This window comes from Streptomonospora salina (assembly GCF_014204715.1).
GTDB classification, from domain to species: Bacteria; Actinomycetota; Actinomycetes; order Streptosporangiales; family Streptosporangiaceae; genus Streptomonospora; species Streptomonospora salina.
The window spans coordinates 1,284,546-1,310,787 of the sequence record NZ_JACHLY010000001.1 but is presented as its reverse complement, the minus strand read 5'-3'; the positions used below and the strand labels follow the sequence as shown (position 1 = coordinate 1,310,787).

The following is a 26,242-nucleotide window of genomic DNA, read 5'->3' as shown; positions in this document are numbered from 1 at the left end:
CACGAGGGGTCTTTTTTATTGCCGCCGGCGGGGCCGCGACAACGACAGCACACACCCGGGAGTTCGCACCCATGCCTGACGACAGTTTCCACGTCTTCGACACGACGCTGCGCGACGGGGCCCAGCGCGAGGGCGTCAACCTGACCGTCGCCGACAAGCTCGCCATCGCCTCGCTGCTCGACGAGTTCGGCGTGCGCTTCATCGAAGGCGGATGGCCGGGGGCGAACCCCAAGGACACCGAGTTCTTCCAGCGGGCTTCACACGAGCTCGACCTGGAGCACGCGCAGCTGTGCGCGTTCGGCGCGACCCGCCGGGCGGGCGTGCAGGCGGCCGACGACCCTCAGGTCGCCGCGCTGCGCGACTCGGGCGCTCCCGTGGTCACCCTGGTCGCCAAAAGCGACATCCGCCACGTGGAGCGCGCGCTGCGCACCACCGGTGAGGAGAACCTCGCGATGATCGCCGACACCGTCGGCCATCTGCGCGAGCACGGAAGGCGCGTCTTCCTCGACTGCGAGCACTTCTTCGACGGCTACCTCTACGACCCCGACTACGCCGTCAGCGTCGTGCGCGCCGCCGCCGAGGCCGGCGTCGACGTCGTCGTGCTCTGCGACACCAACGGCGGGATGCTGCCCGCCGACATCACCCGCATCGTCGGCGAGGTCGCCGCGGCCTCCGGCGCGCGGCTGGGCATCCACGCTCAGGACGACACCGGCTGCGCCGTGGCCAACACGCTGGCCGCCGTCGAAGCCGGCGCCACGCACGTGCAGTGCACCGCCAACGGCTACGGCGAGCGGGTGGGCAACGCCAACCTGTTCTCGGTCGTGGGGGCGCTGGCGCTGAAGCAGGGCCGCGACGTCCTCCCGGAAGGCTGCCTGGCGCGGATGACCCGCGTTTCCCAGGCCGTCGCCGAGATCGTCAACATCTCGCCGTCGACCCACCAGCCCTACGTGGGGATCTCGGCCTTCGCGCACAAGGCCGGGCTGCACGCCTCGGCCATCAAGGTCGACCCCGACCTCTACCAGCACACCGACCCGGCGCTGGTGGGCAACGACATGCGGATGCTGGTCTCGGACATGGCCGGGCGCGCCTCCATCGAGCTCAAGGCCCGGGAACTGGGCTTCGACCTGTCCGGCGACCGCGAACTGCTGGGGCGGCTGGTGGACCGGATCAAGGAGCTGGAGCAGAGCGGCTACAGCTTCGAGGCGGCCGACGCGTCCCTGGAGCTGCTGCTGCGCGAGGAGCTGGACAGCCCGGTGCGCTACTTCGAGGCCGAGTCCTGGCGGGTGATCTCTGAGCGCCGCGGCGGCGACCGCGCCGGCGAGGCGGTCAGCGAAGCCACCGTGAAGCTGCAGGTCAAGGGCGAGCGCGTGATCGCCACCGCCGAAGGCAACGGTCCGGTCAACGCGCTGGACCGGGCGCTGCGCAGCGCGATGGAAGGCGTCTACACGGCGCTGGCGGGGTTGGAGCTGACCGATTACAAGGTGCGCATCCTCGAAGGCAACTCCGGTACCGGCGCGGTCACCCGCATCCTGGTGACCTTCGGCGACGGCCGCGGCGAGTGGACCACGGTCGGGGTCGGGGAGAACGTCATCGACGCCTCCTGGATCGCGCTCAAGGACGCGATGTCCTACGGCCTGCTGCGCCAGGGCTACCCGCAGGACTGACCCCGGCGCGGCTTCGACCGGCGGCCGCAGGCCCGGCGCGGGACCGGGGCTTCACTGCACCCAGCCGTTGGGCTCGCAGCCCTGCAGGCCGAAGGTCTGCTGCTGCATGACCGGCGCCGGTTCACCCGGCCCGGGGCAGGAGACGTGGCCGCGGCCCAGTGCGTGGCCGACCTCGTGGTTGATCACGTAGATCCGGTAGGTGCGCAGGTCGCCGTCGAAGTGCTCCACGCCCGAGACCCACCGGTTCTGGTTGATGATCGCCCGGTCGTTCGTGGTGCAGGAGACACGGCCCATGGTCTGCAGCGGGGCGCACATCCGGTCGACGGTCTCGGGGGCGGCCAGCGCCACCCGGAAGTCGGGGTGCTCCCCGTCCACGCGCTGCATCGAGATCCCGTCCTCGCCGCGCCAGCCGCGCTCGTCGGCCAGGATCTGCTCGACGGCGGCGGCGAAGTCGGCCGCGTCGCCGGGCAGGCCCTCCTCGACCTCGACGGTGTAGCGCGTCCGCGGCCCCTCGCCGGCGGGGTCGCTTTCGCCGGGGACGACTTCCAGTTCGCCGCCGGCTTCGTCGACTTCGTCCTCGACCGAGCCCATCACCGCGGGAAGCTCCTCGTCGGAGGGGCGGTCCTGCGGTGCGGGCGTATCCGTTCCCTCTTCCTCCGGCTGCCCGCCGGTCCGCTCCTCGGCCGGCGTGGCGGTCGACGCGTCGCCGCCGCCGGATCCGCCGCCGGTGCCACCGGAATCCGGCGCGTCGCCGTCCCCGGACGGCTGCGGCGCCGTGGCGGTGGCCGATGCGGAGCCGGAACCGGAGCCGCCGGATTGCGCGCCGCCGGTGGCGCTGCCGGCATCGTCTCCCGTCAGCACCTGCGGCGCCTGCCGGTCCACGACGAGCAGGCCGGTTCCGGCGGCGAGCACGACCAGGCCGAGCAGCAGCGCGAGTCCGGTGCGCCGCCGGCTACGCGATTCGCGGAGGCTGCGGTCGGAGTTCCCAGAGGACGGGGACAAGCGGTGGGCCTTTCTGCGGGTGGACGGCGGTAGACCGAGGCGGCTCCGGGCGGCGCGGCGGCGGCTTCCGGAAGCGGTTCCAGGATCGCAGAAGCGGCGAGGAAACCATGTCGTGTCCATTGTGACTGAAAAGCGCGTGCCGTCCCGTCTTGCGGAGTCCCTCCGGGGTCCGGATACGCCGCCGCCCGCCGCGCACCTGGGTACGCTGGTCGCGGACGAAGGACTGTCGAATCGGCAAGAACAGGCAGGCAGCAGACGTGCGCATCGCAAGATTCTCCGTGAGCGACGATGTCGGGTACGGCTTGATCGACACCGACGAGGAGAACGGCCAGGAGTACGTGTCGCGGATCAGCGGGCATCCGCTGATGGGGCAGATCCAGCTCACGGGGGAACGCGCCAAGGTCGAGGACGTGCGGCTGCTGTCGCCGGTGCTGCCGAGCAAGGTGGTGTGCATCGGCAAGAACTACGCCGACCACGTCGCCGAGATGAGCGACATCACCGGTGAGAGCACCGAGGAGCCGGTGGTCTTCCTCAAGCCCTCGACGGCGGTCACCGGTCCGGGCGACCCGGTGTTCTACCCGCCGATCTCCCAGCGGGTGGACTTCGAAGGCGAGCTCGCCGTGGTGATCTCCCGCCCGTGCCGCGAGGTTCCGCGCGAGCGTGCCGCGGAGGTCGTCTTCGGCTACACCGTGGCCAACGACGTCACGGCGCGCGATCTGCAGAAGTCCGACAAGCAGTGGACCCGCGGCAAGGGCTTCGACTCGTTCTGCCCGATCGGCCCGTGGATCGAGACCGGACTCTCCCTGGAAGAGGCGAGCGACCTGCGGGTGACCACTACCGTCGACGGGGAGGTCCGCCAGGACGGCCGCACCTCGCGGTTCATCCACGACATCCCCGCGGTGATCTCCTACGTCAGCTCGTTCATGACCCTGCTGCCGGGCGACGTCCTGCTCACCGGCACCCCCGCCGGCGTCGGTCCGGTGGAGGTCGGTTCCGAGATGAGCGTCGCGGTCGAGCGCGTCGGCGAGCTGTCCAACCGGGTGATCACCCGGGAGTGATCGGCAGTGGCCCGGTGTTCTCGATCCGGGGCTGCCTGGCCGACGGCTGCACCGCCGGTCGGGGCCCTGGGGCGTGGGGGCGGCTACCGCCGCAGTGCGATTGACGGCAGTCGCCCGGACGTGACCGGCACGCAGGCGGCTGACTGACGGCTCCTACACCGCGTACCTGTCCAAGGGGCGGCCCGCCGGTGCGCGTTGTCGCTCCGACAGGCCCTCACCGCTCGTCGGTGCGTTCGGATCCCCCGATGCTCTCAGCGAGCGAGCGCGCTCGCCGTGCCGAGCGCACCGCCCACGGCAGGGCGCACAAATGCGATCCGAACAGGATTGCGCCGACAACATGCACCCATTGCACGTCCTGCGGAGCGAGCAGGATCGCGGCGATGTTGGAGCCGAGCCCGAGGGTGAAGGTGACGCCGCAGAACCAGGCGAGCCACCGCGGATCGGACCAGCGTTTGGCCGCGCTCATCTGCGCGGCCAGATGGACGACGAGCCCGTCGACCTCCGGGGCGTGGCTACGACGCCCTTGGCGCAGCCGCCGGCGCGCAGCGATGAGTGCGTCGGGGTCGGTCTCCGGCGGCAAGGGTGCGGCGTCGAGCCGGCGGGCGGACCGCCAGTAGAAGACGGTCATCAACACGCCGAAGCACACCCCGCCGACCGTGCCCACGGCCCACGCCGACCAGGCGAGCTCAGCCCCACCCTCGACCGACGGTGTCATCTGGCCGGTTCCCTCGAGCAGTCCGGTGGCGGCACCGAACAGGACTCCGCTGAGGACGCCGGCGACCAGGGCCGTTCGCAGCGGCCGACTCTGGAATCCAAGCTGCATCCGCACGAGTCTGCGGTGGAGCGGATGGGGGGTCGGTTCCTCCATGGAAGAACCCTAACCGTATGAGGGCTGGATGCTGGTGGCACCGGCGGTCGGGAGCGAGGTCGCGGGGATAGGCCGCCGGAGCCTGCCGTTCCCGGCCCGAAAAGGGGACCGCTGGGGTTTTCCGGATGCTGTGGACACGCCTGTTATTCCTGAATCCGAGACACACCCGTGAACGGTCATGCTGGAGGAGCGGCGTGCCGAATCGTGGCTGCCGGAATCCATGAAGCGCGTGCGTGCCCGAAACGGGTGCCGAGTTTCTTCACCGGATTCCGACGCGTGGCCTCGGCCGCCCCTACCGGTCGACGAGGACCGGCCGGATGCGTCTTCGACGCCGGGTTCTGCCGACCGCATCCGAGGCGTGGTTCCCGGACCCCGCCCCCGATCCTGCACGCCGCCGCGGCTCACCGGCGTCCCCGATACGCTGGGACGTGTGACTGAGAATCCGATTCGCGTGCGCTTCGCACCGTCGCCGACGGGGATGTTCCACGTCGGCGGGGCGCGGTCTGCGCTGTTCAACTGGGCGCTGGCCCGGCAGCAGGACGAGGGCAGGTTCGTGCTGCGCATCGAGGACACCGATGCCGCACGCAACAAGCCGGAATGGACCGAGGGCATCCTCCAGGCGCTGGCCTGGCTGGGTATCGGCGACGCCGATCCGCACTTCGAAGGCCCCTACTTCCAGTCGGACTACGCCGGAAAGCACCGCGAGACCGCCGAGCGGCTCTATCAGGAGGGGCGCGCCTACTACTGCGATTGCACCCGCGAACAGGTGCAGGCCCGGCGCGACAACCCCAACCTGGGCTACGACGGCTTCTGCCGCGACCGCGCCCTGGAGCCCGGCCCGGGCCGGGCGCTGCGGTTCCGGGTGCCCGAGGGCGGGCCGACGGTGGTCGATGACGCGATCCGCGGCCGGGTGGAGTTCGACCACGCCTCGATCGAGGACTTCGTCGTCGCGCGTGCCGACGGATCCCCGCTGTTCGTGCTGGCCAACGTCGTCGACGACGTCGAAATGGGTATCAACCGGGTCATCCGGGGCGAGGAGCACCTGTCCAATACCCCCAAGCAGCAGTTGCTGTGGCAGGCGCTGGGCCACACCGCGCCGGCGTGGGCGCACCTGCCGGTGATCGTGAACGAGAAGCGCCAGAAGCTGTCCAAGCGCCGCGACAAGGTGGCCCTGGAGACCTACCGGGACGAAGGCTTCCTGCCCGAGGCGATGGTCAACTACCTGATGCTGCTGGGGTGGTCGCCCGGTGAGGACCGCGAGATCATGCCGTGGTCCGAGATGGAGCCGCTGTTCGCGGTCTCCGACGTCAACAGCGCGAGCGCGTTCTTCGACGAGAAGAAGCTGCGCGCCTTCAACGGCGAATACATCCGCGCGCTGGAGGTCGAGGACTTCGTCGACCGCTGCCGGCCGTGGCTGGACCCCGAGGCGGCGCCGTGGCCGCAGGAGAACTACGACGAGGACGCCTTCCGCGCCATCGCCCCGCTGGCCCAGAGCCGGGTGGCCGTGCTCGGCGAGATCACGGCCAACGTCGACTTCCTGTTCCTGGACGAGCCGGTGGAGGACGCCAAGAGCTGGTCCAAGGCGATGAAGCCGGAGACCGCGGCGCCGATGCTGGCCGCCGCCCGCGAGCGGTTGGCCGACCCGGCCCTGCCCTGGGAGCCCGAGGCGCTGCGCGCCGAACTGGAGGCGGCGGGCACCGAGCTGGGCCTCAAACTCGGCAAGGCCCAGGCGCCGGTGCGGGTGGCGGTCACCGGGCGCACCGTGGGCCTGCCGCTGTTCGAGTCGCTGCAGGCGCTGGGCCGCGAGCGCACTCTGGTGCGCATCGACGCGGCGCTGGAGCGCGTGCGCGCCGAAGAGGCGGGGACGGCTGCGGCGGCGGAGTGAGCGCCGCGGCGCCCGGATCGCGCCGGCGTGCGCTGCGACCACGAGCGTGGGCACGGTCACACGGGCCCGCACGGCCGCCTCGGCGGCGCGTGCGGGCCCGCGCGGGGTCGAACCGGTTTCCGTGTGATGCGATGACCTGGGATGACGCAGGGTGTGTGGTGCCGCGGCCCCCGGGTTCGACCACCGATTCGCGAGCACTCCCGATGTCCGCTAGAGTATTTCCTGCGCCGAGGGGGAAAGGGACCGGCGAACGGATCCCCGCCTCCGAAAGCACTGGGGTATGGTGTAATCGGCAGCACGACTGATTCTGGTTCAGTTAGTCTAGGTTCGAGTCCTGGTACCCCAGCAGTGGCATCCGCTGAGCGGACGCCGTGACGGACCGTTCTCGGTCCGGTCGCCATAGAGCGATCCAGGCCCCCGTCGTCTAGTGGCCTAGGACGCCGCCCTCTCAAGGCGGTAACGGCGGTTCGAATCCGCTCGGGGGTACGCAGAGGGATAAGCTCCCGCTATGCGGGGGCTTTTTTACTGCGGAAAGCAGGACTGCACGGTTCTGTGCGACCGGAGCCCCTGTCGTCTAGTGGCCTAGGACGCCGCCCTCTCAAGGCGGTAACGGCGGTTCGAATCCGCTCAGGGGTACAGATCGGAACGGCCTCCGCCTGCGGGCGGGGGCCGTTTTGTGTTTCCGGGCCGACGCGCGCCGCCGAGCCGGCGCCTTCAGTCCCCGTCCGCGCCGCCGTCGTCGGGGGCGCCCCGGCCCTGCGGCCGGGAACCGCGGCCCGGGGTACCGCCGAATCTGCGTGCCGACTCGTCCTCCTGAGCGAGCAGGCGAAGTGCGGACAGGGTCTGCTCCATCAGCGCCGACGTCGTCACCACCCTCTGCACGGTCTCGTCGCGCGGCATCACCGGGTCGACGCGATCCAAGTCCAGCTCGGCGGTGCGGTGCGCGGCGGCCGCGTAGCCGTGCAGCGTCTCCGGGGACGGCGGGGCGTCCAGCCGCTCCAGTGCCGCGACGGCCCGGACGAGGCGCCCGCGCGCGGGGGAAGCGTCGCCGGCCTGCCATCCGAGCTCGGCCAGCAGTTCGGCGGTGCGGCGCTCGGCGCGCTGCCAGGCGGGGTCGTCGGCGGCGGGCTCCGCCGCCGGCCGTGTGAAGGCGTACTGGGCGACGCCCAGCAAGGTGTGCAGGTCCAGCTCGGGGTCGTCGACCGCCTGGAGGACGGCGCGGATGCGTCCGAGCGGGATCTCGGCCACCTCCGCCAGCGCCCGCACCAGGCGCAGCCGCTTGAGGTGCTCCTCGGTGTAGCGCGCCTGCGTGGCCGATACCGCTTCGCCCTTGGGTAGCAGCTCCTCGCGCAGGTAGTACTTGACCGTCGCCACGGGGACGCCGCTGCGCTCGCTCAACTCGGAGATCCGCATCCCTGCCGTGTTCTCCCGCCTCTTGTCGACTCCATTGGATAGTACTACTCTCCAATATTGGAGAGTTGCACTATCCGAATGCGGGCCCACGGGAGGCGGCATGCAGCACTACACGGTCCTCGGCGGCGACAGCGCCGATGTACTGGAGGCCGAACCGGAGCCGATAGCCGCCGGAACGGCACCGAGCGCCGAGCGGCGCCTGTTCGCACCGCTGGACCGGCCCGTACTCGGCTGGGAGCGCCGCCCCCGCGGCTGGTGCCGCGGCGACGCCTGCATCCCGGCCGCAGCGGCCGCCGGCGTCGAGCACGCCGACCGCGTCGACGTCGGCGCCTTCGCGAAGCTGCAGGGGCGCCTCGCGGTAGCCGACCACGACCACGGGCTGCTGGCCGTGGTGCCCATGCCCCGGACCCCCGCGCACGCGGGTGCGGCACCCGACGTCGAACTCCGCGATCGCGACGGCAGGGCCCACCGCCTCAGCGACTACCGCGGCCGCAAGGTCGCCCTGGTGATGTGGGCGTCCTGGTGCGGCTGCCGCTACGACCTTCCGGCCTGGCAGGAGCGCCACAGCGAACTCTCCCCGCACGGACTGACCGTCGTCACCGTCGCCATGGACCGCGACGCCGGCGACGCCCGCCCGTGGATCGACGAGGCCGCGCCCGACCACCCCGCCCTCGTCGACACCGAGGGGGAGGCGGCCGCGCTCTACGACGTCGTCAACGTGCCCACCGTGGTGTGGATCGACGAGGCCGGCGCCGTCGCCCGACCGCAGGACAGCCAGGTCGCCACCGACCTGTTCCAGGAGATGAACGGTCTCAGCGCCGAGGCGTCCCTGGGTGCGCTGCGCCGCTGGGTGCACGAGGACGAAACCGGCCTCGGCGGGGCCGGCACCGCTCCCGGCTTCCGCGTTCCCGGGGACGAGGGCGGGCGCGCCCGCGCCCACGCCCGCCTCGCCGTCGAGCTGCACCGGCGCGGTGCCTCCGGCGCCGCCGACCGCCACTACACCCGTGCCGCCGAACTGGCTCCGCACGACGTCGCCGTCCGCCGCGGCCTGATGGGCCTGCGTGGCGAGGACCCGTTCGGGGACGCCTACTTCGCCCTGCGCGACGAGCTCGATGCCGCCGGAATCCCGATCCACCGGCCCCTTGCGGCCGACCGAGCGCAGGTATGACCGCCGCGAACCGCCCGGGGGTGCCGGAAGGATTCCTCTGTCGGCGTCGGCGCCGGCGAGCGGCAGCCGCAGGCGGTCGATTGCGGTCCGTTGGAGTGCGGCCGCGGATGGGCAGTAACGCAGTATGGAACACGCGCGGAATCCGCCCGGCTGTGGGCGGCGCCGGTTGCGCGCCCGGGCCTGCGCCGCCGCCGTCCTGCTCGCCGCCGGCGCCTGCGACGGCGACGGCGGTCCCGGCGGGTACGGCGGCGGGGCGCCGCCGAGTGGGGAGGGGGAGGCCTCGACGCGCATGGTCCCGCCCGGCGAACCGGAGACCGTGGCCACCGGCCTGGAGGTCCCGTGGGGAGTGGCGGCGCTTCCGGGCGGAGGCGCCCTGGTCTCCGAGCGCGACTCCGGCCGCATCCTGCGGATGAGCCCCGACGGCGCGACCGCCGAGGTCGGCACGGTCGGCGCGGCGAGCGGACAGGGTGAGGGCGGCCTGCTGGGCATCGCCGTGCGCCCCGGTCAGGAGCGGCCCGAGGAACTGTTCGCCTACTTCACCGCCGACTCCGGCAACCGCATCGCCCGGTTCGCGCTGGACCGCTCCGGCGGCGGTCCGCCTTCGCTCGGCGAGTCCCGGACGCTGGTCGAGGGTATCCCCAGCGCGGCCTTCCACAACGGCGGCAGGATCGCCTTCGGTCCCGACGGGATGCTCTTCGCCGCCACCGGCGACGCCGGCGACGGCACCCGATCCCAGGACACCGACAGCCTCGGCGGCAAGATCCTGCGCATGACCCCCGACGGGGATCCGGTCGACGGAAACCCGTTCGACGACCTCGTCTACAGCTACGGCCACCGCAACGTCCAGGGCCTGGCCTGGGATGCCGACGGAACCCTGTTCGCGACGGAGTTCGGCCAGGACCGTGTGGACGAGGTCAACGTCATCGAGGCGGGGGGCAACTACGGCTGGCCCGAGGTCGAGGGAACCGGCGGCGACAACGCGCCGGACGAGTTCATCGACCCCGTCGTCACCTGGAGCGTCGAGGAGGCCTCGCCCAGCGGCGCGGCGATCGCGGGAAACTCCCTGTGGGTGGCGGCGCTGCGCGGAGAGCGCATCTGGCGCGTTCCGCTCACCGGATCCGAGGGCGACCCCGCGGGCGAGCCGGAGGCGCTGTTCACGGGCGACTACGGTCGGCTGCGCACCGTCACCCCGGTCTCCGGCGGCGGCGATCTGCTGGTCAGCACCAGCAACCGCGACTCCCGCGGCGACCCCGCAGAGGAGGACGACCGCATCCTGCGCATCCCGCTGGAGGGGTGAGAACGCCGCCGTCGCGGCCCCGTGCTTCGTCGGGACAGCTCGACGTAGCGGCCCGGTGAGGGATCCGGCCCGTAGAGGCCGAGGATCGTATCGGCCTCGAACAGCTCCGCCGGCGGTTCTCCGCCGGAGAGAGGGGCCGCCTCGCCCGCGGCCGTCGCCTTCTTGGCGACGAAGACGGCGTCCGAACCCGGGCTGCCCGTGCCGGCCACCGCCCGGCGACACGATGCTCCGCACGTCGGAGAATTCCCGTTTCGGAGAAACCTGGAAGGCGACGGATTCGCTGTTGTCGCTGTGGTTCTCGGCGATCCAGGCCGCCGGGATTCCGGGTGGCCTGGAGTTCGCAGTCGAGGACCCGATCCATGCGGAGATCCGAAAGTTGTGACCTGCTGATTTCTGCGCTGATTCCGCAGGGCACGATGATCTCGTCGTCGCCGTAGTACGGGATCATGCAGCCATCGGCGTTGCGCGTTCTGCGCTCCAGCACGTGCAGGCGATCGCCCTCGGTGACCGTCCACCGGACGTCTTCGCCGTCGCCGGTTCCGCTGCCGGTGTGGCAGGGGCGCCCGCAGTCGCGGGCGATCGGGTGTGCGCCGAGGGGGAGTTCTTTCTGCTCAGTCGGTTCTCCGCCGACGCCACCTCGACCGAATAGAGCGTGACGCCTCCCGCTTCGCGCTCGTCTGCCCCATCGCGGAACGTACGTGCGAGCCGGGGCGGCGTCGCGTATGCGGCGGCCGCCCAGCGGCAACGGCGAACGAACGGAAACGGGGAATTCGGCGTATCCGTACGAGGTAGCAGGAGGCCCCGCCGCGCCACGAGAGCGGCGCGGCAGCGGTTCGGCTACTGCGAGGCGAGGGCGATTGTCCGAAAACGGACACCGTGAAACGCGTCGCATTTTCCCGTTCCCGTCATTTGGGAACCGAGTCCTGGGCGTGCAGGGCCTCGTTGATCTTCTCCGCCGCCGAGGCGACCGCCTGGGCGTGCAGTCGCCCGGGCGCGCGCGTGAGCCGCTCTATGGGCCCCGATACCGACACCGCCGCGATCACCCGCCCGCCGGGCCCGGAGATCGGTGCCGACACCGAAGCCACACCCTGCTCGCGTTCGCCCACACTCTGCGCCCACCGGCGGCGGCGCACCTGCGCCAGACTGTTGCCGGTGAATTTGGCGCTGACCAGAACGCGCCGGATGCGTTCGCTGTCCTCCCACGCCAGCAGTACCTGGGCCGCCGACCCGGCGGCCATCGGCAGTTCGCTGCCCACCGGAACCGTGTCGCGCAGCCCGCTGGTGCGCTCGGCGGCCGCCACGCACACGCGCACGTCGCCCTGGCGGCGGTAGAGCTGGGCGCTTTCGCCGGTGAGGTCGCGCAACTGCACCAGCACGGGCGAAGCGACCGCCAGCAGCCGGTCCTCGCCGGTGGCGATGGACAGCTCGCCCAGCCGCGGCCCCAGCACGAACCGGCCTTGGCTGTCCCGGGTGACCATGCGGTGGCGCTCCAGGGCGACGGCGAGCCGGTGGGCGGTGGGGCGGGCCAGGCCGGTGGTCCGGACGAGCTGGGCCAGCGAAGCCGGGCCCGATTCCAGCGCGTCGAGCACCGACATCGTCTTATCGAGCACGCCGACGCCGCTGGATGGGTTAGAGTTGTCCATGGCTTGATATTGCCGTCTCGCTATTTGGAATGCAAATCGTCCGACGTGCTGCGTTCCGCCGCGCGAACCGGTGCGATGCCGCCGCCGGAGCTGCGGCGGCCCGCGGCGGCGAGAGGGACCCTCCAGTGAAGTGACGAGACGCGAGGAGGCGTCGCACATGGCTCGCACGATGGCCGAAAAGGTATGGGAGGAGCACGTCGTCCGGCGTGCCGACGGAGAGCCCGACCTGCTCTACATCGACCTGCACCTCGTCCACGAGGTCACCAGTCCGCAGGCGTTCGAAGGGCTCCGCCTGGCCGGTCGGCGCGTGCGGCGTCCGGATCTGACCATCGCCACCGAGGACCACAACGTCCCCACGGAGAACATCCTCGGCCCCATCGCCGACAAGGTGTCGCGCACCCAGATCGAGACGCTGCGCAAGAACGCGTCGGACTTCGGGGTCCGCCTGTTCCCCATGGGCGACCTCGACCAGGGCATCGTGCACGTCGTCGGTCCGCAGCTGGGGCTGACCCAGCCGGGTACGACCGTGGTCTGCGGCGACAGCCACACCAGCACCCACGGCGCCTTCGGCGCACTGGCCTTCGGGATCGGCACCAGCCAGGTCGAGCACGTCCTGGCCACCCAGACCCTGCCGATGCCGCCCTTCAAGACCATGGCCGTCACCGTGGACGGCTCGCTGCCGGCCGGCGTGACGGCCAAGGACATCATCCTCGCCGTCATCGCCGAGATCGGCACCGGCGGCGGCCAGGGCTACGTCATCGAGTACCGCGGCCGGGCCGTCCGGGAGCTGTCCATGGAGGCCCGGATGACCGTCTGCAACATGTCCATCGAGGCGGGCGCCCGCGCCGGGATGATCGCCCCGGACGAGACCACGTTCGACTATGTGCAGGGCCGCCCGCACGCGCCCCAGGGCGCCGACTGGGACGCCGCCGTCGAGCACTGGAGGAGCCTGCGCACCGACGAGGACGCGGTCTTCGACAAGGAGGTCGTCCTCGACGCCGCCGCGCTGAGCCCGTTCGTCACCTGGGGTACCAACCCCGGACAGGGCGTGCAGCTGGACAGCGCCGTTCCCGCGCCGGAGGACTTCGCCGACCCCGCCGAGCGCGCCGCCGCCGAGAAGGCCCTGGCCTATATGGGCCTCGAAGCGGGCACGCGGATGCGCGACATCGGGATCGACACCGTCTTCCTGGGCTCCTGCACCAACGGGCGCATCGAAGACCTGCGCGCCGCCGCCGAGGTCATCGAGGGCCGCACGGTCGCCGACGGTGTCCGCATGCTGGTCGTACCCGGCTCCATGCGGGTCAAGGAGCAGGCGAACGCCGAGGGCCTGGGCGAGGTCTTCACCGCCGCCGGCGCGGAGTGGCGCGAGGCCGGCTGCTCGATGTGCCTGGGGATGAACCCCGACCAGCTCCAGCCGGGCGAGCGCAGCGCCTCGACCTCCAACCGCAACTTCGAGGGCCGCCAGGGCAAGGGCGGCCGCACCCACCTCGTCTCGCCGCTGGTGGCCGCCGCGACCGCAGTGCAGGGCACCCTGTCCTCGCCCGCCGACCTGTAGCCCGCCCGCACAACCACAGGCACGAAAGAGCTGACAGCGCACATGGAGAAGTTCACCGTCCACACCGGCAGCGCCGTGCCGCTGCGCCACAGCAACGTGGACACCGACCAGATCATCCCCGCCGTCTACCTCAAGCGGGTCGCCCGCACCGGGTTCGAAGACGGCCTCTTCGCCGCCTGGCGGGCCAACGATCCCGGGTTCGTGCTGAACAAGCCGGAGTTCTCCCAGGGCAGCGTCCTCATCGCCGACACCGACTTCGGCACCGGCTCCTCGCGCGAGCACGCCGTCTGGGCGCTGCAGGACTACGGCTTCAAAGCGGTGCTCGCGCCGCGCTTCGGCGACATCTTCCGCGGCAACGCCCTCAAGGGCGGCCTGCTGGCGGTCGTGCTGCCCTACGAGGTCATCGAGCGGCTGTGGGAGGCGGTGGAGGCCGACCCCGCCACGCAGGTGACCGTCGACCTCCAGGAGCGCGAAGTCCGCGCCGGCGACGTCGTCCAGCCGTTCGAGCTCGACGACTACACCCGCTGGCGGCTGATGGAGGGCCTGGACGACATCGCGCTCACGCTGCGTCACACCGACGACGTCGACGCGTTCGAGAAGCAGCGCCACGCTTGGCTTCCCGCCACGCAGTAGGCCGCCGATCCCGGAATTTTACCTTGATTCGACACGCCGGTTGCGGACGGTGCTCCACGGGCCGCCGGCTCTCCGCCGCCGGATGTCCGGATTCCCGCCATACGTAGGCTTCTGGGCTTCACGGAAGGGGTCAAAAGGGATCCTGTCTGCGCCTCCGAACGGCTCCTCCGGATGACGCGCGAGAACGTTCCGCAGGTCGAAGACCCCCCGACACGCTGAATTCAGGGGCGTTTGTGTTTGTGTCCAGGGCATGCTGTCCCCTAATTTCGTGCGAGCAAGGGGGAACCGGAGGAACCAATGAACAAGCGTGACCTGATCGACGCGATCTCTGACCGTATGGGCGACAAGAAGACCGCCACCGAGGCCGTCAACGCGGTGCTGGACACGATCCAGTCGACCGTGGCATCCGGCGAGAAAGTCGCCGTAACCGGCTTCGGGGTCTTCGAGAGGGGCGAACGGGCCGCTCGTGAGGCCCGCAACCCCGCTACCGGGGCGACTATCGACGTCCCGGCGAGCTACGTGCCGAAGTTCCGCCCGGGGTCCGATTTCAAGGCCCTGGTGAACGGAGAGCAGTGATCCCCGGCACAGCCGAGGCTTGAGGACGCAGTCGCGCCCGGATCCCCGCAGTGGGGCCGGGCGCTTCTGCGTGCGCAGCGGTCCCGCTCCGGCCCGCGGGACCTCACCATCCGGCACCGGCGAGCAGCTTGGCCGTGTGCGGCCCCACGCCCAGCCGGGCGGCCTCGCGCAGATCGGCGGGGGTGTCCACGTCGCGCCGCACACTCGGCGCCGCCGACCCGTCCAGTTCGGCCGCCCCGCCCGCGAGGTGCCGCAGCCGCGAGCCGCCCTCGAACGCCGGGGCGAATCGCGCCCCGGCCCGCGCCGCATACAGCGTGGTGCCCACCCCCGGCGTGTCGCTGAGGAACGCGTGCCCGGCCTCCTGCGTCAGCGCGAGCACGCCGTCGAGCTCGCCCGGCCGCAGCGCGGGCAGGTCGGCCGACAGAGCGCAACGCCCCCACCCGGGGTTCGCCCGCCCGGCCTCGGCGGCGCCGTACTCCAGCGCGGGGTTGAGCCCCGTGCCCGGCTCGCCGCCGACCGCCCGCGCACCCAGCGCCTCCAGCGCCGCCGCGGCCCGCCCGTCCTCGGTGACGGCGAACACCGCGCCCACCCGCTCCGCCGCCACAGCCGCCATCACCGTGTCGCAGGCCACCGCCAGCGCGAGCTCGCAGCGCGGCAGGTCAGCGGCGCCCGCCAGTCGGGACTTGGCGCGCTCCAGGCGCTTCACCGGAATCACCAGCGACCAGGGCCGGTCCGGGTCCCGTAGCGACATCGTCCCTCCCTCGGCTCGCGGATCGCTCGGCACTCCCGCGGCGGCCGCTGCCCGCGCCGGGTGCCGCCCCGCCCGCTCGCCGGTTGCAACGGGCGCGACGTGGGCCATCTTCCCGGCCGCCTAGACTGGACCGGCCGCACCCGGCCGCCGGCCCCCGCCGGATTCGCCGACGCGGGTCGGGCCGGCGCGGAAGCGGCGATGAAGGTCGAATCGGAGGAGTCCGTGGCAAAGCAGCGCGAATCCCGGTGGGTCAAGGCGGTCGTGGCCTCGATCGTCCGCCCCGTCCTGGGAGCGGTCACCAGGAGCGAGTGGCAGGGCGAGGACAACATCCCGCGTGAAGGCGGCGTGATCCTCGCCGCCAACCACCTGTCGATGGCCGACCCCCTGACCATCTCCCACTATCTCTACGTCGCCGGGCGGCGCTGGCCGACCTTCACCGCCAAGGAGGGCGTCTTCCGCATTCCCGTGGTCGGCGCCGTGGCCCGCAGCACCGGCCAGATTCCGGTCAAACGCGGCAGCACCGACGCCATCAAGGCGCTGCAGGAGGCCGAGACCGCCCTCACCCGCGACGGCTCCTCGGTGATCTTCTACCCCGAGGGCACCTGCACCCGCGACCCCGACCTGTGGCCGATGGCCGCGCGCACCGGCGTGGCCCGCCTCGCGCTGACCGCCGGCGTTCCCGTCGTCCCGCTGGCCCACTGGGGCGAGCAGCACCTGCTGCGCTACGGCACCGCCAAGCTGCGGCCCTTCCCCCGCAAGCGCGTTCAGATGGCCGCAGGGCCCCCGGTGGACCTGTCGGCCTACCGCGGACGACCGATGACCGCCACCGTGCTCCGGGAGGCAACGGGCGAGATCATGCGCGCCATCACCGACCTGCAGGCCGGGCTGCGCGGCGAAGTGCCGCCCGCAGAGCCCTACGACATGAAGAAGGGGCGCCGGACCGCCGCAGCCGGCTCCACGACACCCGAGGTCTCCGCTGCGGCCGACCCCGCCGACCCCGCCGCCGCCGGCCCTGCAGCGGCCGGCCCCGCAGGCGAGGACGGCGCGAAGGCGGCCGGCGACGGCGGCGCCGGCGAGCACGGCTCCGACGGCGAGGGCACGCCCCGCCGGTGAGCGGCGGCGCGACGAAACGGGGGAGTAGCAGATGACCAAGGTCGCGGTGATGGGCAGCGGATCCTGGGGGACCGCATTCGCCAACGTGGTGGCGGACGCGGGCGCCGCCGACGTCGTGGTCCACGGGCGGCGCACCGACGTCGTCGACGCCGTCAACCAGCGCCACGAGAACCCCGATTACTTCCCCGGCATAGCCCTCAACCCCGCCCTGACGGCCACCACCGACGCCGCCAAGGCGCTGCACGGGGCCGCGTACGTCGTGCTGGCCGTGCCGTCCCAGACGCTGCGCGGCAACCTCGCCGAGTGGTACGAGCACATCGAACCCGACGCGGTCCTGGTCAGCCTGATGAAAGGTGTCGAACTGGGCACCTGCCGGCGGATGAGCGAGGTCGTGCGCGAGGTCCTGGGCGTGCCCGCCGACCGGGTGGCGGCGGTCTCCGGCCCCAACCTCGCCCGCGAGATCGCCGAGCGCCAGCCCGCCACCGCCGTGATGGCCTGCCCGCACGAGCCCACCGCCGTGCGGTTGCAGCACCTGTGCAAATCCGCCTACTTCCGGCCCTACACCGCCACCGACGTGATCGGCGTGGAGCTGGGCGGCGCCGTCAAGAACATCATCGCCGTCGCCGTAGGCGTAGCCGTGGGAATGGGCTTCGGAGACAACGCCAAGGCCGCGCTGATCACCCGCGGACTGGCCGAGACCGTGCGGCTGGCCGTGGCGCTGGGCGCCGACGAGCACACGCTGGCCGGGCTCGCCGGGCTCGGCGACCTGGTGGCCACCTGCGGCTCGCCCCTCTCGCGCAACCGCACCTTCGGCGAGAAGCTCGGTTCGGGCATGACGCTGGAACAGGTCGCCGCCGAAACCTCGCAGACCGCCGAAGGTGTGAAGTCCTCGGAGTCGGTGTCCGAACTGGCCCGCAGCGCCGACGTGGAGATGCCCATCACCGAGGCCGTCGTGGCGATGATGCACCACGACCTCTCGCCCGCCGAGGCGCTGGCGGCGTTCATGTCGCGCACGGCCAAACCGGAGCGCTACGGGATGTGAGCCCTGTCCGGCAGCCGCGCCCGTCCGACACACCCGTCCCCAGCCGCCCGACAACGGAAGCCGCCACACCATGCATCAGCAGGGGGAGAACACCCGCGCGCTCGGCCTGCCCGCCGAACCCGCCCCGCCGCAGCGTCCGCTGCGCGCGCCGGTGCACCGCAGCACCACCTACGAGTTCGCCGCCTCGCAGGACTACGCCGACGTCCTGGCCGGAGAAGCGCCCGGCTACTCCTATGCCCGTATCGACAACCCCACGGCGACCGCCTTCGCGTCGGCGACGGCGGCGCTGGAGGGCGCCGGATGCGGCCGCGAGGTGCGCGGCGAGGCCTTCTCCTCGGGCATGGGCGCTGTCAGCACCACGCTGCTCGCGCTGACCGGGGCCGGCGCGCACGTCGTCGCCTCCCGCTCGATCTACGGAAACACCTACTCGCTGCTGGAGGGCCTGCTGCGCCGCTTCGGCGTGCAGACCGACTTCGTCGACATCACCGACGCCGACGCCGTGCGCGCCGCCGTTCGCCCCGAAACCGCGGTCGTGTTCACCGAGACCCTGGCCAACCCGGCCATGACGGTGGCCGACCTGCCCGAACTGGCCGGTATCGCCGCCGAGGCCGGCGCCGTCCTCGTGGTCGACTCCACCTTCGCCACGCCTGCGGTGTGCCGTCCCCTGGAGCACGGCGCCGACGTCGTCGTGCATTCGGCGACCAAGTACATCGGCGGGCACAGCGACGCGACCGGCGGTGTGGCCGTCGGCGGGACCGAGCCGATGGCGAAGGTGCGCTCCGCCCGCATCGACCTGGGCCCCTGCCTGGCCCCGGACGAGGCCTTCCTGCTGCACCGCGGCCTGGAGACGCTGCCGCTGCGCGTCGCCCGCCAGTGCGCGAGCGCCGCCGTCTTCGCCGCGGCGGTGGCCGAACACCCCGCGGTCGAACGGGTGGACTACCCCGGCCTGCCCGGCCACCCCGGCCACGCGCTCGCCGGCCGCCTGTTCGACGAGGGCCGCTACGGCGCCGTGGTGACCGTGACCCCGCAGGGCGGCCGGGAGGCCGGCATGGCCTTCGCCGACGCACTGGACACCGCCACCATCGCGGCGTCGCTGGGCGGCACCCACACCCTCGCCGGCCACGTCGGCTCCACCACCCACCGCCAGATGAGCGACGCGGCGCTGCAGGCGGCCGGCATCGGTCCCGCGGCCGTGCGGTTCTCCATCGGACTGGAAGACCCGGACGACCTCGTATCCGACGCCCTCGCCGCCCTGGACGCCTGCGCCCGGCGGTGAGGCCGGCGCCGCCGGGGCCGCCGGGAGGGGGCCCCGGGCCTGCGGCGGGAACCGGGAACCGCGCGGAGGTCCGTGCGGCGGCAGGGAACGACCAGGTGCAACCGGGACCGATCGGTTCCGCAGTCCGACGAGCGCGAGATAGGGTCTGACAGCATGGCCGAGCAGCGTAAAATCCGGGTCGCCGTGATCTTCGGCGGACGCAGCCCCGAGCACGAGATCTCCTGTGTCACCGCCGGGGGCGTGATTTCGGCGATCGACACCGACCGCTACGAAATCGTGCCCGTCGGGATCGCCCGCGACGGCTCGTGGGTGCTGTACTCGGCCGACCCCGCGCAACTCGCGATCGTCGACGGACGCCTGCCCGAGGTCGACGCCTCCGGTTCCGAGGTGTCCGTGCCCTTCGACGGCGGCGGCGACCTCCTCGTCGACGACGGCGACGGCCCGCGGCGGCTGGGCGGCATCGACGTCGCCCTGCCGCTGCTGCACGGCCCGCTGGGCGAGGACGGCACCGTCCAGGGCCTGTTCGAGATGATGGGCATCCCCTACGTGGGTGCGGGCGTGTTCGCCAGTGCCGCGTCGATGGACAAGGTCTTCACCAAGACGCTGTTCACCGGGCACGGGATCCCCACCGGCTCCTACGTCGCGGTGCCCGACCGGGCGTGGCGCACCGAGCGCAAGCGCGTCCTCGACGACATCGCGGAGCTGGACGGGACGGTGTTCGTGAAACCCGCGCGCGGCGGAAGCAGCGTGGGCATCAGCAAGGTGGGCGAGGCGGCCGACCCCGAGGCCGTCACCGCCGCCGTGGAGGAGGCCCGCCGGCACGACACCAAGGTCATCGTCGAGGCGGCCGTGTCCGGGCGCGAGGTCGAGTGCGGGGTGCTGGAGTCCCCGGACGGCGGTGCCCCGGACGTCTCCCAGCCCGCCGAGATCCACGTCGCCGACGGCTACGACTTCTACGATTTCGAAGCCAAGTACCTGTCGTCGAGCAGCCTGACCATCCCGGCTGCGCTTCCCGCCGAGGTCGTCGCCGAGATCCGCCGCGAGGCCGCCCGCACCTTCGAGGCGCTGGGCTGTGCGGGGCTGGCCCGGGTGGACTTCTTCTACGCAGACGACGGGCGCGTCTACGTCAACGAGATCAACACGATGCCGGGGTTCACGCCCTCGTCGGCGTTCCCGCAGATGTGGGCGGAGGCGGGACTGGACTACCCGTCCCTGGTCGACCGGATGATCCGCGCGGCCCTGGACCGCGGTCCCCAGGCGGGCTAGCGGCTCGCCCCCGGTATGAAGGGTGGGCGGGAAGGCGGTGCCCCGACGCACCTTCGCCTTCCCGCCCGGGGAATCCCGCGGCCGGGCCCTGCCGTCCCCGGCCGCAGGATCATCGGGGCTGGTTATTGCGGGTCAGGACGTCGAGCAGGGCGCCCCGTTCAGCTCGAACTCGGTCGGCTCCTCGACGGATCCCTCGGCCTCGGCGTTGTAGCCGAAGGTCACCGATCCGCCGGCCGGTACGTCGCCGTTCCAGTCGGAGCCGGAGGCGGTCACGTGCCCCTCCTGTTCCTGGAAGTCCGCCGACCAGCCGTTGGTGAGGGTGGCGCCGTCGCCCAGGTGCCAGTGCAGGGACCAGCCGTCGATCGCGGTGTCGCCGTCGTTGGTCAGCTCGACCTCGGCCGTGTAGCCGCCCGACCACTCGTTGGCGATGCTGTAGTCGACGGTGCACTGGCCGCTGGTGTTGTCGGCGCTGTCGGTGGTCACCGATACCTCGGCCGAGGAGTCCGACTCGTTGCCCGCGGCGTCCAGGGCGACTACGGAGAAGCTGTAGTCGGTCTCGGCGGACAGGTCGCCGACCGTCGCGGAGGTGCCGCCGGACGTGGTGGCCACGACCTCGCCGGTGGCGGCGTCGTAGACCTCGTAGCGGGTCACGCCCACGTCGTCGGAGGCGGCGCTCCAGCTCAGCTCCACGGCGTCGCCGCTGACGGAGCCGGCGGTGGGTGTGCCGGGCGCGGTGGGCGCCTGCGTGTCGTCGTCGGCGCCGTCCCCGTCGTCCCCGCCGCCGGAGGCGCCGTCGAAGATCACGTCGGAGCAGTTGTAGAAGGCCTCGGGGCTGTCCGAGCGCTCCCAGATCGAGTAGACGACGTGGCGGCCGCTCTTGTCCGGGAGCGTGGCGTCCCAGTAGTACTCGGGGCCCTCGACGCCGCCGTCGCGCAGGGGCGGGTTGGTGACCTCGTCGAAGGGCGCCGGCTCCAGGTCGTCCCAGCCCAGCGGCTGGCTCGGGTCCCAGTCGTCCTTGGTGACGTACTGGCTGAAGGTCCCGGGGTGGCGTGCCCACGCGTTGTGCTCGAAGGTCACCGTCTGCCCGGACTGGACCTCGCTTGCGGGCCAGTCGCCGGGGGCGTTGAACGCGTCGAAGTCGTCGCTGGGACCGCACAGCTCGCCGTCGGCGATGATCTCGCGGTGCCGGTCGCCGGCGTCGCTGATCAGGTTGCCGAACCAGTTCCAGAAGGGGTAGTCGTTCTGGTCGAGGGCCTGCTGGCACATGGGATTCTGCGGGTTCAGGCTGCCGCCGCTGCCGCCGTCGATGGCGTCCTGATAGCAGGCGTAGGTGCGGGTGGCGGGGAAGGTGAAGCCGCCGTGGGCCTCGGCCGAGTCGGTGGGCAGCGCCACGACGAAGCCGGCGGCGAGGGTCGCGGCCCCGCCGATCAGGGCGGATCTGCGTGCAAGGTTCACCGTTGCACTCCTCTTGTTCGTATCCCGGTGGTCGCGCGGGGCGCTCGCCGGAATCCGGGTGGGGGATTCAGAGGCCGGGATGGGGTGGATGGTGTCGCTTTCGCGTCTGTCTGGCTTCTCCGGAGCGGTTGTGCGGAGGTGGGAGCACCCCCAGATCTTGGGAGCGCTCCCACAGCGCGCCGAACTATCCCAGAGGCGATCCCCAGCGTGGCGTGTGCCACAGGGATCCGCAACACTAGGTAATAGGACCGTCACCTCAACGCCATATGCGCGACCGGAGAGGCGCGGGTTGCGGGCGGCACCGGTTCCGGGAGCGGCGGTGCGCCCCGGGGCGACGTCAGCGCGGCGGACCGGCGGAGCGCTCCGGGGCCGCATGCGGCGGAACCGGCCCGGATCCGGGGCCGTCCTGCGGGGACGCGGCCAGCAGCCGCCGGGTGAGGATCGTGCCGCCCGCGGCGGCCGCCGGGAACACCACGATCGCCAGGAACGGCACGGCCAGCAGCACGTATCCGGGGATCCCGAACCCGAGAACGAGCATCCGCCGCCGGCCCATCACCCGCCGGCGGTCCTTGATCCGGCGCATCCCGCGCCGCTCGAAGCCCGCGCCGAGCAGCTCGATGGTGAGCATCCACCCGCCGAACATCGCCGCGACCACCGGAATCACCGTCTGGCCCACGAAGGGGACGAAACCGGCCGCGAACAGCGGAACGGCGACCAGGGCCGAGACCGCGATCAGCCCCAGCGACTGCCGCACCGACCGCATCACCGAGACGGTGAGCGGCTCGTCGGGCTCCGGCGGGGCATCGCCGAGATCGTCCTCGACCTTCTCGGCGATCCTGTCGTAGAGCGGAGCCCCCAGCGCGAGCGTCAGCCCGGTGAACGCCACGACCATGACCAGTACCGCACCGCCCACCAGCAGCACGCCCGCGAGCACGCGCACGGCCGTCTGCACGCCCGGATCCCATTCCGCGGCGAACGGGGTCAGCCACACGCTCAGGTCCTCGACGCCGAACAGCAGCGCGACCAGCGCGGCCGCGAACAGCAGCGACGTGATCAGGGGCGGGACGATGCCCAACACGAACAGGCGCGGATTGCGCAGGACCACGCCCGCACCCTGGAACAGGACGCCGACACCGGAGAAGAAGTCACGGAGGGGAGAACTCACGCGCCAGACGATAGTCCGTCGCCGCCGGGCCCCGCACCTCGCGTGGGGCCCGGCGCCCGGACCGCGGCCGGTCCGAGTCACCGGCGCGGGCGCGAACGGGGCTCGGCGCGTGCGGACGCCCGGGCCGGGGCCGGCGGCGATGTCGTCGGGCCGGGGCAGACTCGGCCGCAGCGCCGCGGCGCGTGTACCGCGGCCCCGGAACCGCCCCCGAAGGAGGGATCGCGCCGGATGACCGACGAACCCCGGGTGTTCGCCACCGCCGAGGATTTCGCGGACTGGCTCGACGAGCACCACCACAGCGCGAGCAGCATCTGGCTCGCCATGCCCAAGAAGGGCACCGGCGCCGCCTCGGTCACCCGGGCCCAGGCCCTGGACATCGCCCTGTGCTTCGGGTGGATCGACGGGCAGACCAGTTCGGCCCGCGCACCGGAGGGCTGGTGGGCGCAGCGCTTCACGCCGCGCCGGCCGCGCAGCGCTTGGTCCCGAATCAACCGCGACCGGGCCGAGGAGCTGATCGCCGCCGGGCACATGCGCCCGGCCGGACTCGAACACGTGCAGCGGGCCAAGGCCGACGGCCGGTGGGAGGCGGCCTACGAGCCGCCGAGCACCGCTCGGGTGCCCGACGACCTGCAGGCCGCCCTCGACGCCGACCCTGCGGCCGCGCGCGCCTACGCCGCTCTGGACAAGCGCGGCAAGTACCACATCCTGTACTCGCTGCAGAAGGTCAAGCGGCCCCGGACCCGCGCGCACAAGATCGCGGACTACGCGGCGCGCCTCGCCGCCGGCGACCCGCCCCGGCCGCCCCCGCGCAAAAAGCCCGAGGGCGGCTGATCGGCCGCCGCGCCTGCCGGGTCACAGCGGCAGGAACGGGCTCGGCGCGCCGTGCCAGCTCACGTAGAGGCGCTCCCGGGCCCGTGTGCAGGCCACGTACAGCAGTGACCGCTGAGCGTCCAGGTCGGCCCGGTGCTGGTTCTCGTCCAGAGCGGGGCTGGTCACCCGGTCGAGCTGGGGCAGCGCCGCGGCTGTCGCCGCGAACACCGCGATCGCGCGGAACTCCAGTCCCTTGACCCCGTGCATCGTGGTCACCCGCACGCTCTGCCCGCCGTCGGCGACGGACTGGCTGCTGGGGTTGAAGGCCGCCGCAGGCAGGGACCGCGCCCGCAGGTGCGAGGCCACCGAGTCGCGCAGCTTGTTGGTGCGCGCCGTGACGCAGATGTCGGCGGGCGCGATGCCGTCGGCCAGCCATATCCGCACCCGTTCCGCCAGAGCGTCCAGCTCCGCGGGTTCGTCGGGCGCGCCGAACAGCTCGGGCTCGGGTCCGCTGAGTACGCAGCGTGCCGCACCGCCGGGTTCGGGCGCGGATTCGCCGAGCTCGGTGACCGGGCCGTCGCGCAGGATGCCGTCGGCCCAGACGAGGATCTGCCGGGTGGTGCGGTAGTTGACCCGCAGCGGGAACGACCGCCCCACGATCTCGATCCCCAACCGCCTGAACGATACCGCGTTGTCGTAGATGCGCTGGCGGTTGTCGCCGGCGATGAACATGTCGTCGGGCCCGCGGGCGACGGCGGCGCGCAGGGTGCGCCACTGCGCGGGATGCAGATCCTGGGCCTCGTCGACGACCACGTTGGTGTAGGGCGGCTCGGAGCCCTCGCCGAGAATGCGGACGGCTTCGGCGTGCAGGTCCTCTGCGGGCAGCCGGCGGCTGGTGCGCATCGCGGCGCGCACGCTGCTGATCGCGTGCCAGACGTCGCGGCGCTGGTCGGCGTTGAGCGGCGTGGTGCGCCCGGCCCGCGCATCGGGGTCGAGGTAGCCCTCCAGCGTGGTGATCCCGTGCGCGGTGACCACGTGCCGGTATTCGGAGAACAGAAAGTCGACGGGCCAGGGAAGCCGGTTCTGCTTGGCGTAGTTGGCGAACACCCCGCGGGTGTCGGTGCGCAGCCGTACGTCGGGGTGGACCTGTTTGACCGTGTCCAGGGCGAGCTTGTCGGTGGTGACGACGTCGACGTCCGCGGCCACCTCGGGCGGCAGCAGCATCGCGAGGTTGCGCTTGAGCGACTCCACCAGCGCGTTGGTGAAGCTGGTCAGCAGCACCCGCCCGCCCAGCGGCAGGTGCTCGGCCAGGTGCTTGACCCGGTGCAGCGCGACGACCGTCTTGCCCGTGCCGGGGCCGCCCGACACCTTGGCGGGGCCGTTGAACCGCGGCCGGTAGGCGAGTTCCCGCTGCACGGGGTGCAGGTAGATACGCCAGGCGTCGAACTCGCCGGCGAGGACGTCCTCGATCTCGTGGTTGTCGCTGACGACGATGACGCGTTCGCGGGTGCGGCGGATGGCGGTGTCGTAGTCGTCGGCGGCGACGGTGCCGACAGCGGGGCGGCGCGGCACGACGACCTCGTCGCGCACCCGCTGCACGGAATGGCCCTCGGCGAGGGCCCGCAGTACCTCGTACTGGTCCTGGGGCAGCGCCGGGGCCCAGCCGTGCAGCTCGTCGGGGGTGGTGATGCTGCGGCAGAAGTCGCGGATCTCGGGGTCGACGCCCAGGCGCTCCAGGTCGCGGTCGCGGACGCGGTCGAAGAGGAGGGCGCCGGAGGAGGAACGGGGAGAGGGCGGGGCGGCGCCGGCGGGCACGGGGGCCGAACCGGGGGAGGGCCGGGAGGAAGGGGCGCGGGTTGCGGGGCCGTCCGCAGCCGCCGCCGGATCCGCGGAAGCGGGGGCGGGTGAGCGGCCGCCGGCGACCGGCCCGCCGCTGGGCGGCGTGCCCGGCGCCCGCTCCAGCGCCGCCGCGTCGCGGCGCTCCAGGGTGCCCATGACGGGGTTGACGTCGTGGCGCTGGTCGGCGGCCCAGTTTTCGGCACCGTTGCGCGGAAGCAGATGGACGAGCAGGAACGTCTCGCCCGACTCCGGAGCCAGCATCACCCCCGTCCAGGAGTCGCTGATGCGGAATGTGCGGATACGCGGGTCCTGGCCCTCGGGGAGCGAGCGGATCCGCAGGTCGGGGTGGGTGAGCAGGGCGCCGAGCGAGAGTTCGCGGAATGTGCGCGTCGCCGCGAGCAGGCGCTCGCGGGTGGGTTTGTCGAGCTTGTCGTACTGCGGAAGACACGTCGCGTCGATCGCCAACTGCGGCATGGGCCTCCCTTTCGCAGACGTATCCGGGCGGTGAATCCCGCGCGTTCGATGCCTTTCCCTCGTTTTCGTATCCGACGCTTGTGACATTGCTGCCGCATTCGCGCAATTCCCGCGGCTTCCGCGTCCGGCCGGGACGGCCGGATCCCGCCCGCACCGCCCCGGACCGCGCCCCGTCCTCGCCCCGCCGCCGCACCTTCCTCGCTGTGCCGGTACCGGATCGTCACCACCGCGGAATCCGGGCACGGCTCCGGCCGAGCCCGGGGCGGCGCGGTACGGTGTTGGGTTCGGA

21 protein-coding genes and 3 tRNA genes are annotated in these 26,242 nt (G+C 72.3%); 16 read left to right on the top strand and 8 right to left on the bottom strand.

Annotated features, from left to right (window positions below):
• Positions 1-71 precede the first annotated feature (71 nt).
• The gene (gene cimA, locus HNR25_RS05915; RefSeq protein WP_184633711.1) at positions 72-1,664 is read left to right on the top strand and encodes a citramalate synthase; all 1,593 of its coding nucleotides are present in this window, start codon (positions 72-74) and stop codon (positions 1,662-1,664) included.
• A 51-nt stretch (positions 1,665-1,715) separates the two neighbouring features.
• Here the strand turns inward: cimA and HNR25_RS05910 are convergent, their stop codons facing one another.
• A complete protein-coding gene (locus HNR25_RS05910; RefSeq protein ID WP_246463526.1) occupies positions 1,716-2,666 on the bottom strand; it encodes a DUF3152 domain-containing protein in 951 nt (316 codons plus the stop codon).
• 257 nt (positions 2,667-2,923) lie between these two features.
• On the opposite strand from HNR25_RS05910, the gene HNR25_RS05905 reads away from it, so the two are divergent.
• Positions 2,924-3,724 (top strand): fumarylacetoacetate hydrolase family protein, encoded by an 801-nt coding sequence (locus tag HNR25_RS05905; protein WP_184633709.1) that lies wholly within the window; start codon positions 2,924-2,926, stop codon positions 3,722-3,724.
• A 214-nt stretch (positions 3,725-3,938) separates the two neighbouring features.
• Here the strand turns inward: HNR25_RS05905 and HNR25_RS05900 are convergent, their stop codons facing one another.
• The gene (locus HNR25_RS05900; protein ID WP_184633708.1) at positions 3,939-4,592 is read right to left on the bottom strand and encodes a hypothetical protein; all 654 of its coding nucleotides are present in this window, start codon (positions 4,590-4,592) and stop codon (positions 3,939-3,941) included.
• Between the two features lie 430 nt (positions 4,593-5,022).
• Here HNR25_RS05900 and gltX point away from each other — a divergent pair, with 430 nt between their 5' ends.
• The 4 genes from gltX to HNR25_RS05880 all read left to right on the top strand — a co-directional run bounded on the left by gltX (position 5,023) and on the right by HNR25_RS05880 (position 7,113).
• Positions 5,023-6,477 (top strand): glutamate--tRNA ligase, encoded by a 1,455-nt coding sequence (gene gltX / locus HNR25_RS05895; RefSeq protein ID WP_184633707.1) that lies wholly within the window; start codon positions 5,023-5,025, stop codon positions 6,475-6,477.
• Between the two features lie 274 nt (positions 6,478-6,751).
• Positions 6,752-6,823 (top strand) — tRNA-Gln (locus HNR25_RS05890).
• Positions 6,824-6,890: 67 nt separating this feature from the next.
• Positions 6,891-6,963 (top strand) — tRNA-Glu (locus HNR25_RS05885).
• A 77-nt stretch (positions 6,964-7,040) separates the two neighbouring features.
• Positions 7,041-7,113 (top strand) — tRNA-Glu (locus tag HNR25_RS05880).
• 78 nt (positions 7,114-7,191) lie between these two features.
• Here HNR25_RS05880 and HNR25_RS05875 read toward each other — a convergent pair.
• Positions 7,192-7,890, bottom strand: coding sequence for a MerR family transcriptional regulator (locus HNR25_RS05875; RefSeq protein ID WP_184633706.1), 699 nt, complete (start codon positions 7,888-7,890; stop codon positions 7,192-7,194).
• Positions 7,891-7,990: 100 nt separating this feature from the next.
• Here HNR25_RS05875 and HNR25_RS05870 point away from each other — a divergent pair, with 100 nt between their 5' ends.
• Together HNR25_RS05870 and HNR25_RS05865 are read left to right on the top strand one after the other, a co-directional pair.
• Positions 7,991-9,058, top strand: coding sequence for a TlpA disulfide reductase family protein (locus HNR25_RS05870; RefSeq protein ID WP_184633705.1), 1,068 nt, complete (start codon positions 7,991-7,993; stop codon positions 9,056-9,058).
• A gap of 124 nt (positions 9,059-9,182) precedes the next feature.
• Complete coding sequence (locus HNR25_RS05865) at positions 9,183-10,355, top strand: PQQ-dependent sugar dehydrogenase (RefSeq protein ID WP_184633704.1); 1,173 nt, start codon at positions 9,183-9,185, stop codon at positions 10,353-10,355.
• Positions 10,356-11,260: 905 nt separating this feature from the next.
• Here the strand turns inward: HNR25_RS05865 and HNR25_RS05860 are convergent.
• Positions 11,261-11,950, bottom strand: coding sequence for an IclR family transcriptional regulator (locus tag HNR25_RS05860; RefSeq protein ID WP_281387668.1), 690 nt, complete (start codon positions 11,948-11,950; stop codon positions 11,261-11,263).
• 205 nt (positions 11,951-12,155) lie between these two features.
• On the opposite strand from HNR25_RS05860, the gene leuC reads away from it, so the two are divergent.
• From leuC to HNR25_RS05845, 3 genes are all read left to right on the top strand, one after another.
• Positions 12,156-13,553, top strand: coding sequence for a 3-isopropylmalate dehydratase large subunit (gene leuC, locus HNR25_RS05855; protein WP_184633702.1), 1,398 nt, complete (start codon positions 12,156-12,158; stop codon positions 13,551-13,553).
• A gap of 42 nt (positions 13,554-13,595) precedes the next feature.
• Positions 13,596-14,186 (top strand): 3-isopropylmalate dehydratase small subunit, encoded by a 591-nt coding sequence (leuD, locus tag HNR25_RS05850; protein ID WP_184633701.1) that lies wholly within the window; start codon positions 13,596-13,598, stop codon positions 14,184-14,186.
• Between the two features lie 297 nt (positions 14,187-14,483).
• The gene (locus HNR25_RS05845; RefSeq protein ID WP_184633700.1) at positions 14,484-14,762 is read left to right on the top strand and encodes an HU family DNA-binding protein; all 279 of its coding nucleotides are present in this window, start codon (positions 14,484-14,486) and stop codon (positions 14,760-14,762) included.
• A gap of 103 nt (positions 14,763-14,865) precedes the next feature.
• Here the strand turns inward: HNR25_RS05845 and cofC are convergent, their stop codons facing one another.
• Positions 14,866-15,513 carry a 2-phospho-L-lactate guanylyltransferase gene (gene cofC, locus HNR25_RS05840; protein ID WP_184633699.1) on the bottom strand — a complete coding sequence of 216 codons (648 nt, stop codon included), beginning with the start codon at positions 15,511-15,513 and terminating at the stop codon, positions 14,866-14,868.
• A gap of 222 nt (positions 15,514-15,735) precedes the next feature.
• Here cofC and HNR25_RS05835 point away from each other — a divergent pair, with 222 nt between their 5' ends.
• From HNR25_RS05835 to HNR25_RS05820, 4 genes are all read left to right on the top strand, one after another.
• Entirely contained in the window at positions 15,736-16,626 is an 891-nt protein-coding gene (locus HNR25_RS05835) for a lysophospholipid acyltransferase family protein (RefSeq protein WP_184638882.1), read from the top strand.
• Between the two features lie 31 nt (positions 16,627-16,657).
• Complete coding sequence (locus HNR25_RS05830) at positions 16,658-17,668, top strand: NAD(P)H-dependent glycerol-3-phosphate dehydrogenase (protein WP_184633698.1); 1,011 nt, start codon at positions 16,658-16,660, stop codon at positions 17,666-17,668.
• A 70-nt stretch (positions 17,669-17,738) separates the two neighbouring features.
• Positions 17,739-18,944 (top strand): trans-sulfuration enzyme family protein, encoded by a 1,206-nt coding sequence (locus tag HNR25_RS05825; protein ID WP_184633697.1) that lies wholly within the window; start codon positions 17,739-17,741, stop codon positions 18,942-18,944.
• Between the two features lie 153 nt (positions 18,945-19,097).
• Positions 19,098-20,210, top strand: coding sequence for a D-alanine--D-alanine ligase family protein (locus tag HNR25_RS05820; protein WP_184633696.1), 1,113 nt, complete (start codon positions 19,098-19,100; stop codon positions 20,208-20,210).
• Between the two features lie 132 nt (positions 20,211-20,342).
• Here HNR25_RS05820 and HNR25_RS26765 read toward each other — a convergent pair whose 3' ends face one another.
• Complete coding sequence (locus tag HNR25_RS26765) at positions 20,343-21,665, bottom strand: lytic polysaccharide monooxygenase (RefSeq protein ID WP_312862384.1); 1,323 nt, start codon at positions 21,663-21,665, stop codon at positions 20,343-20,345.
• 337 nt (positions 21,666-22,002) lie between these two features.
• The gene (locus HNR25_RS05810; RefSeq protein ID WP_184633694.1) at positions 22,003-22,830 is read right to left on the bottom strand and encodes an EI24 domain-containing protein; all 828 of its coding nucleotides are present in this window, start codon (positions 22,828-22,830) and stop codon (positions 22,003-22,005) included.
• Positions 22,831-23,058: 228 nt separating this feature from the next.
• Between HNR25_RS05810 and HNR25_RS05805 the strand changes: the two genes are divergently transcribed.
• The gene (locus HNR25_RS05805; protein ID WP_184633693.1) at positions 23,059-23,661 is read left to right on the top strand and encodes a YdeI/OmpD-associated family protein; all 603 of its coding nucleotides are present in this window, start codon (positions 23,059-23,061) and stop codon (positions 23,659-23,661) included.
• A 21-nt stretch (positions 23,662-23,682) separates the two neighbouring features.
• Here the strand turns inward: HNR25_RS05805 and HNR25_RS05800 are convergent, their stop codons facing one another.
• Entirely contained in the window at positions 23,683-25,953 is a 2,271-nt protein-coding gene (locus HNR25_RS05800; RefSeq protein ID WP_184633692.1) for a UvrD-helicase domain-containing protein, read from the bottom strand.
• Positions 25,954-26,242: the final 289 nt, after the last annotated feature.

Excerpts from the sequence above, each read along its gene's own strand:
- HNR25_RS05805 (WP_184633693.1), top strand. The coding sequence starts at position 23,059 with ATGACCGACGAACCCCGGGTGTTCGCCACCGCCGAGGATTTCGCGGAC.
- HNR25_RS05845 (WP_184633700.1), top strand. The coding sequence starts at position 14,484 with ATGAACAAGCGTGACCTGATCGACGCGATCTCTGACCGTATGGGCGAC.
- cimA (WP_184633711.1), top strand. The coding sequence starts at position 72 with ATGCCTGACGACAGTTTCCACGTCTTCGACACGACGCTGCGCGACGGG.
- HNR25_RS05830 (WP_184633698.1), top strand. The coding sequence starts at position 16,658 with ATGACCAAGGTCGCGGTGATGGGCAGCGGATCCTGGGGGACCGCATTC.
- leuC (WP_184633702.1), top strand. The coding sequence starts at position 12,156 with ATGGCTCGCACGATGGCCGAAAAGGTATGGGAGGAGCACGTCGTCCGG.
- HNR25_RS05800 (WP_184633692.1), bottom strand. The coding sequence starts at position 25,953 with ATGCCGCAGTTGGCGATCGACGCGACGTGTCTTCCGCAGTACGACAAG.
- HNR25_RS05875 (WP_184633706.1), bottom strand. The coding sequence starts at position 7,890 with ATGCGGATCTCCGAGTTGAGCGAGCGCAGCGGCGTCCCCGTGGCGACG.
- leuD (WP_184633701.1), top strand. The coding sequence starts at position 13,596 with ATGGAGAAGTTCACCGTCCACACCGGCAGCGCCGTGCCGCTGCGCCAC.
- HNR25_RS05900 (WP_184633708.1), bottom strand. The coding sequence starts at position 4,592 with ATGGAGGAACCGACCCCCCATCCGCTCCACCGCAGACTCGTGCGGATG.
- HNR25_RS05825 (WP_184633697.1), top strand. The coding sequence starts at position 17,739 with ATGCATCAGCAGGGGGAGAACACCCGCGCGCTCGGCCTGCCCGCCGAA.
- HNR25_RS05820 (WP_184633696.1), top strand. The coding sequence starts at position 19,098 with ATGGCCGAGCAGCGTAAAATCCGGGTCGCCGTGATCTTCGGCGGACGC.
- HNR25_RS05865 (WP_184633704.1), top strand. The coding sequence starts at position 9,183 with ATGGAACACGCGCGGAATCCGCCCGGCTGTGGGCGGCGCCGGTTGCGC.
- cofC (WP_184633699.1), bottom strand. The coding sequence starts at position 15,513 with ATGTCGCTACGGGACCCGGACCGGCCCTGGTCGCTGGTGATTCCGGTG.
- HNR25_RS05870 (WP_184633705.1), top strand. The coding sequence starts at position 7,991 with ATGCAGCACTACACGGTCCTCGGCGGCGACAGCGCCGATGTACTGGAG.
- HNR25_RS05860 (WP_281387668.1), bottom strand. The coding sequence starts at position 11,950 with ATGTCGGTGCTCGACGCGCTGGAATCGGGCCCGGCTTCGCTGGCCCAG.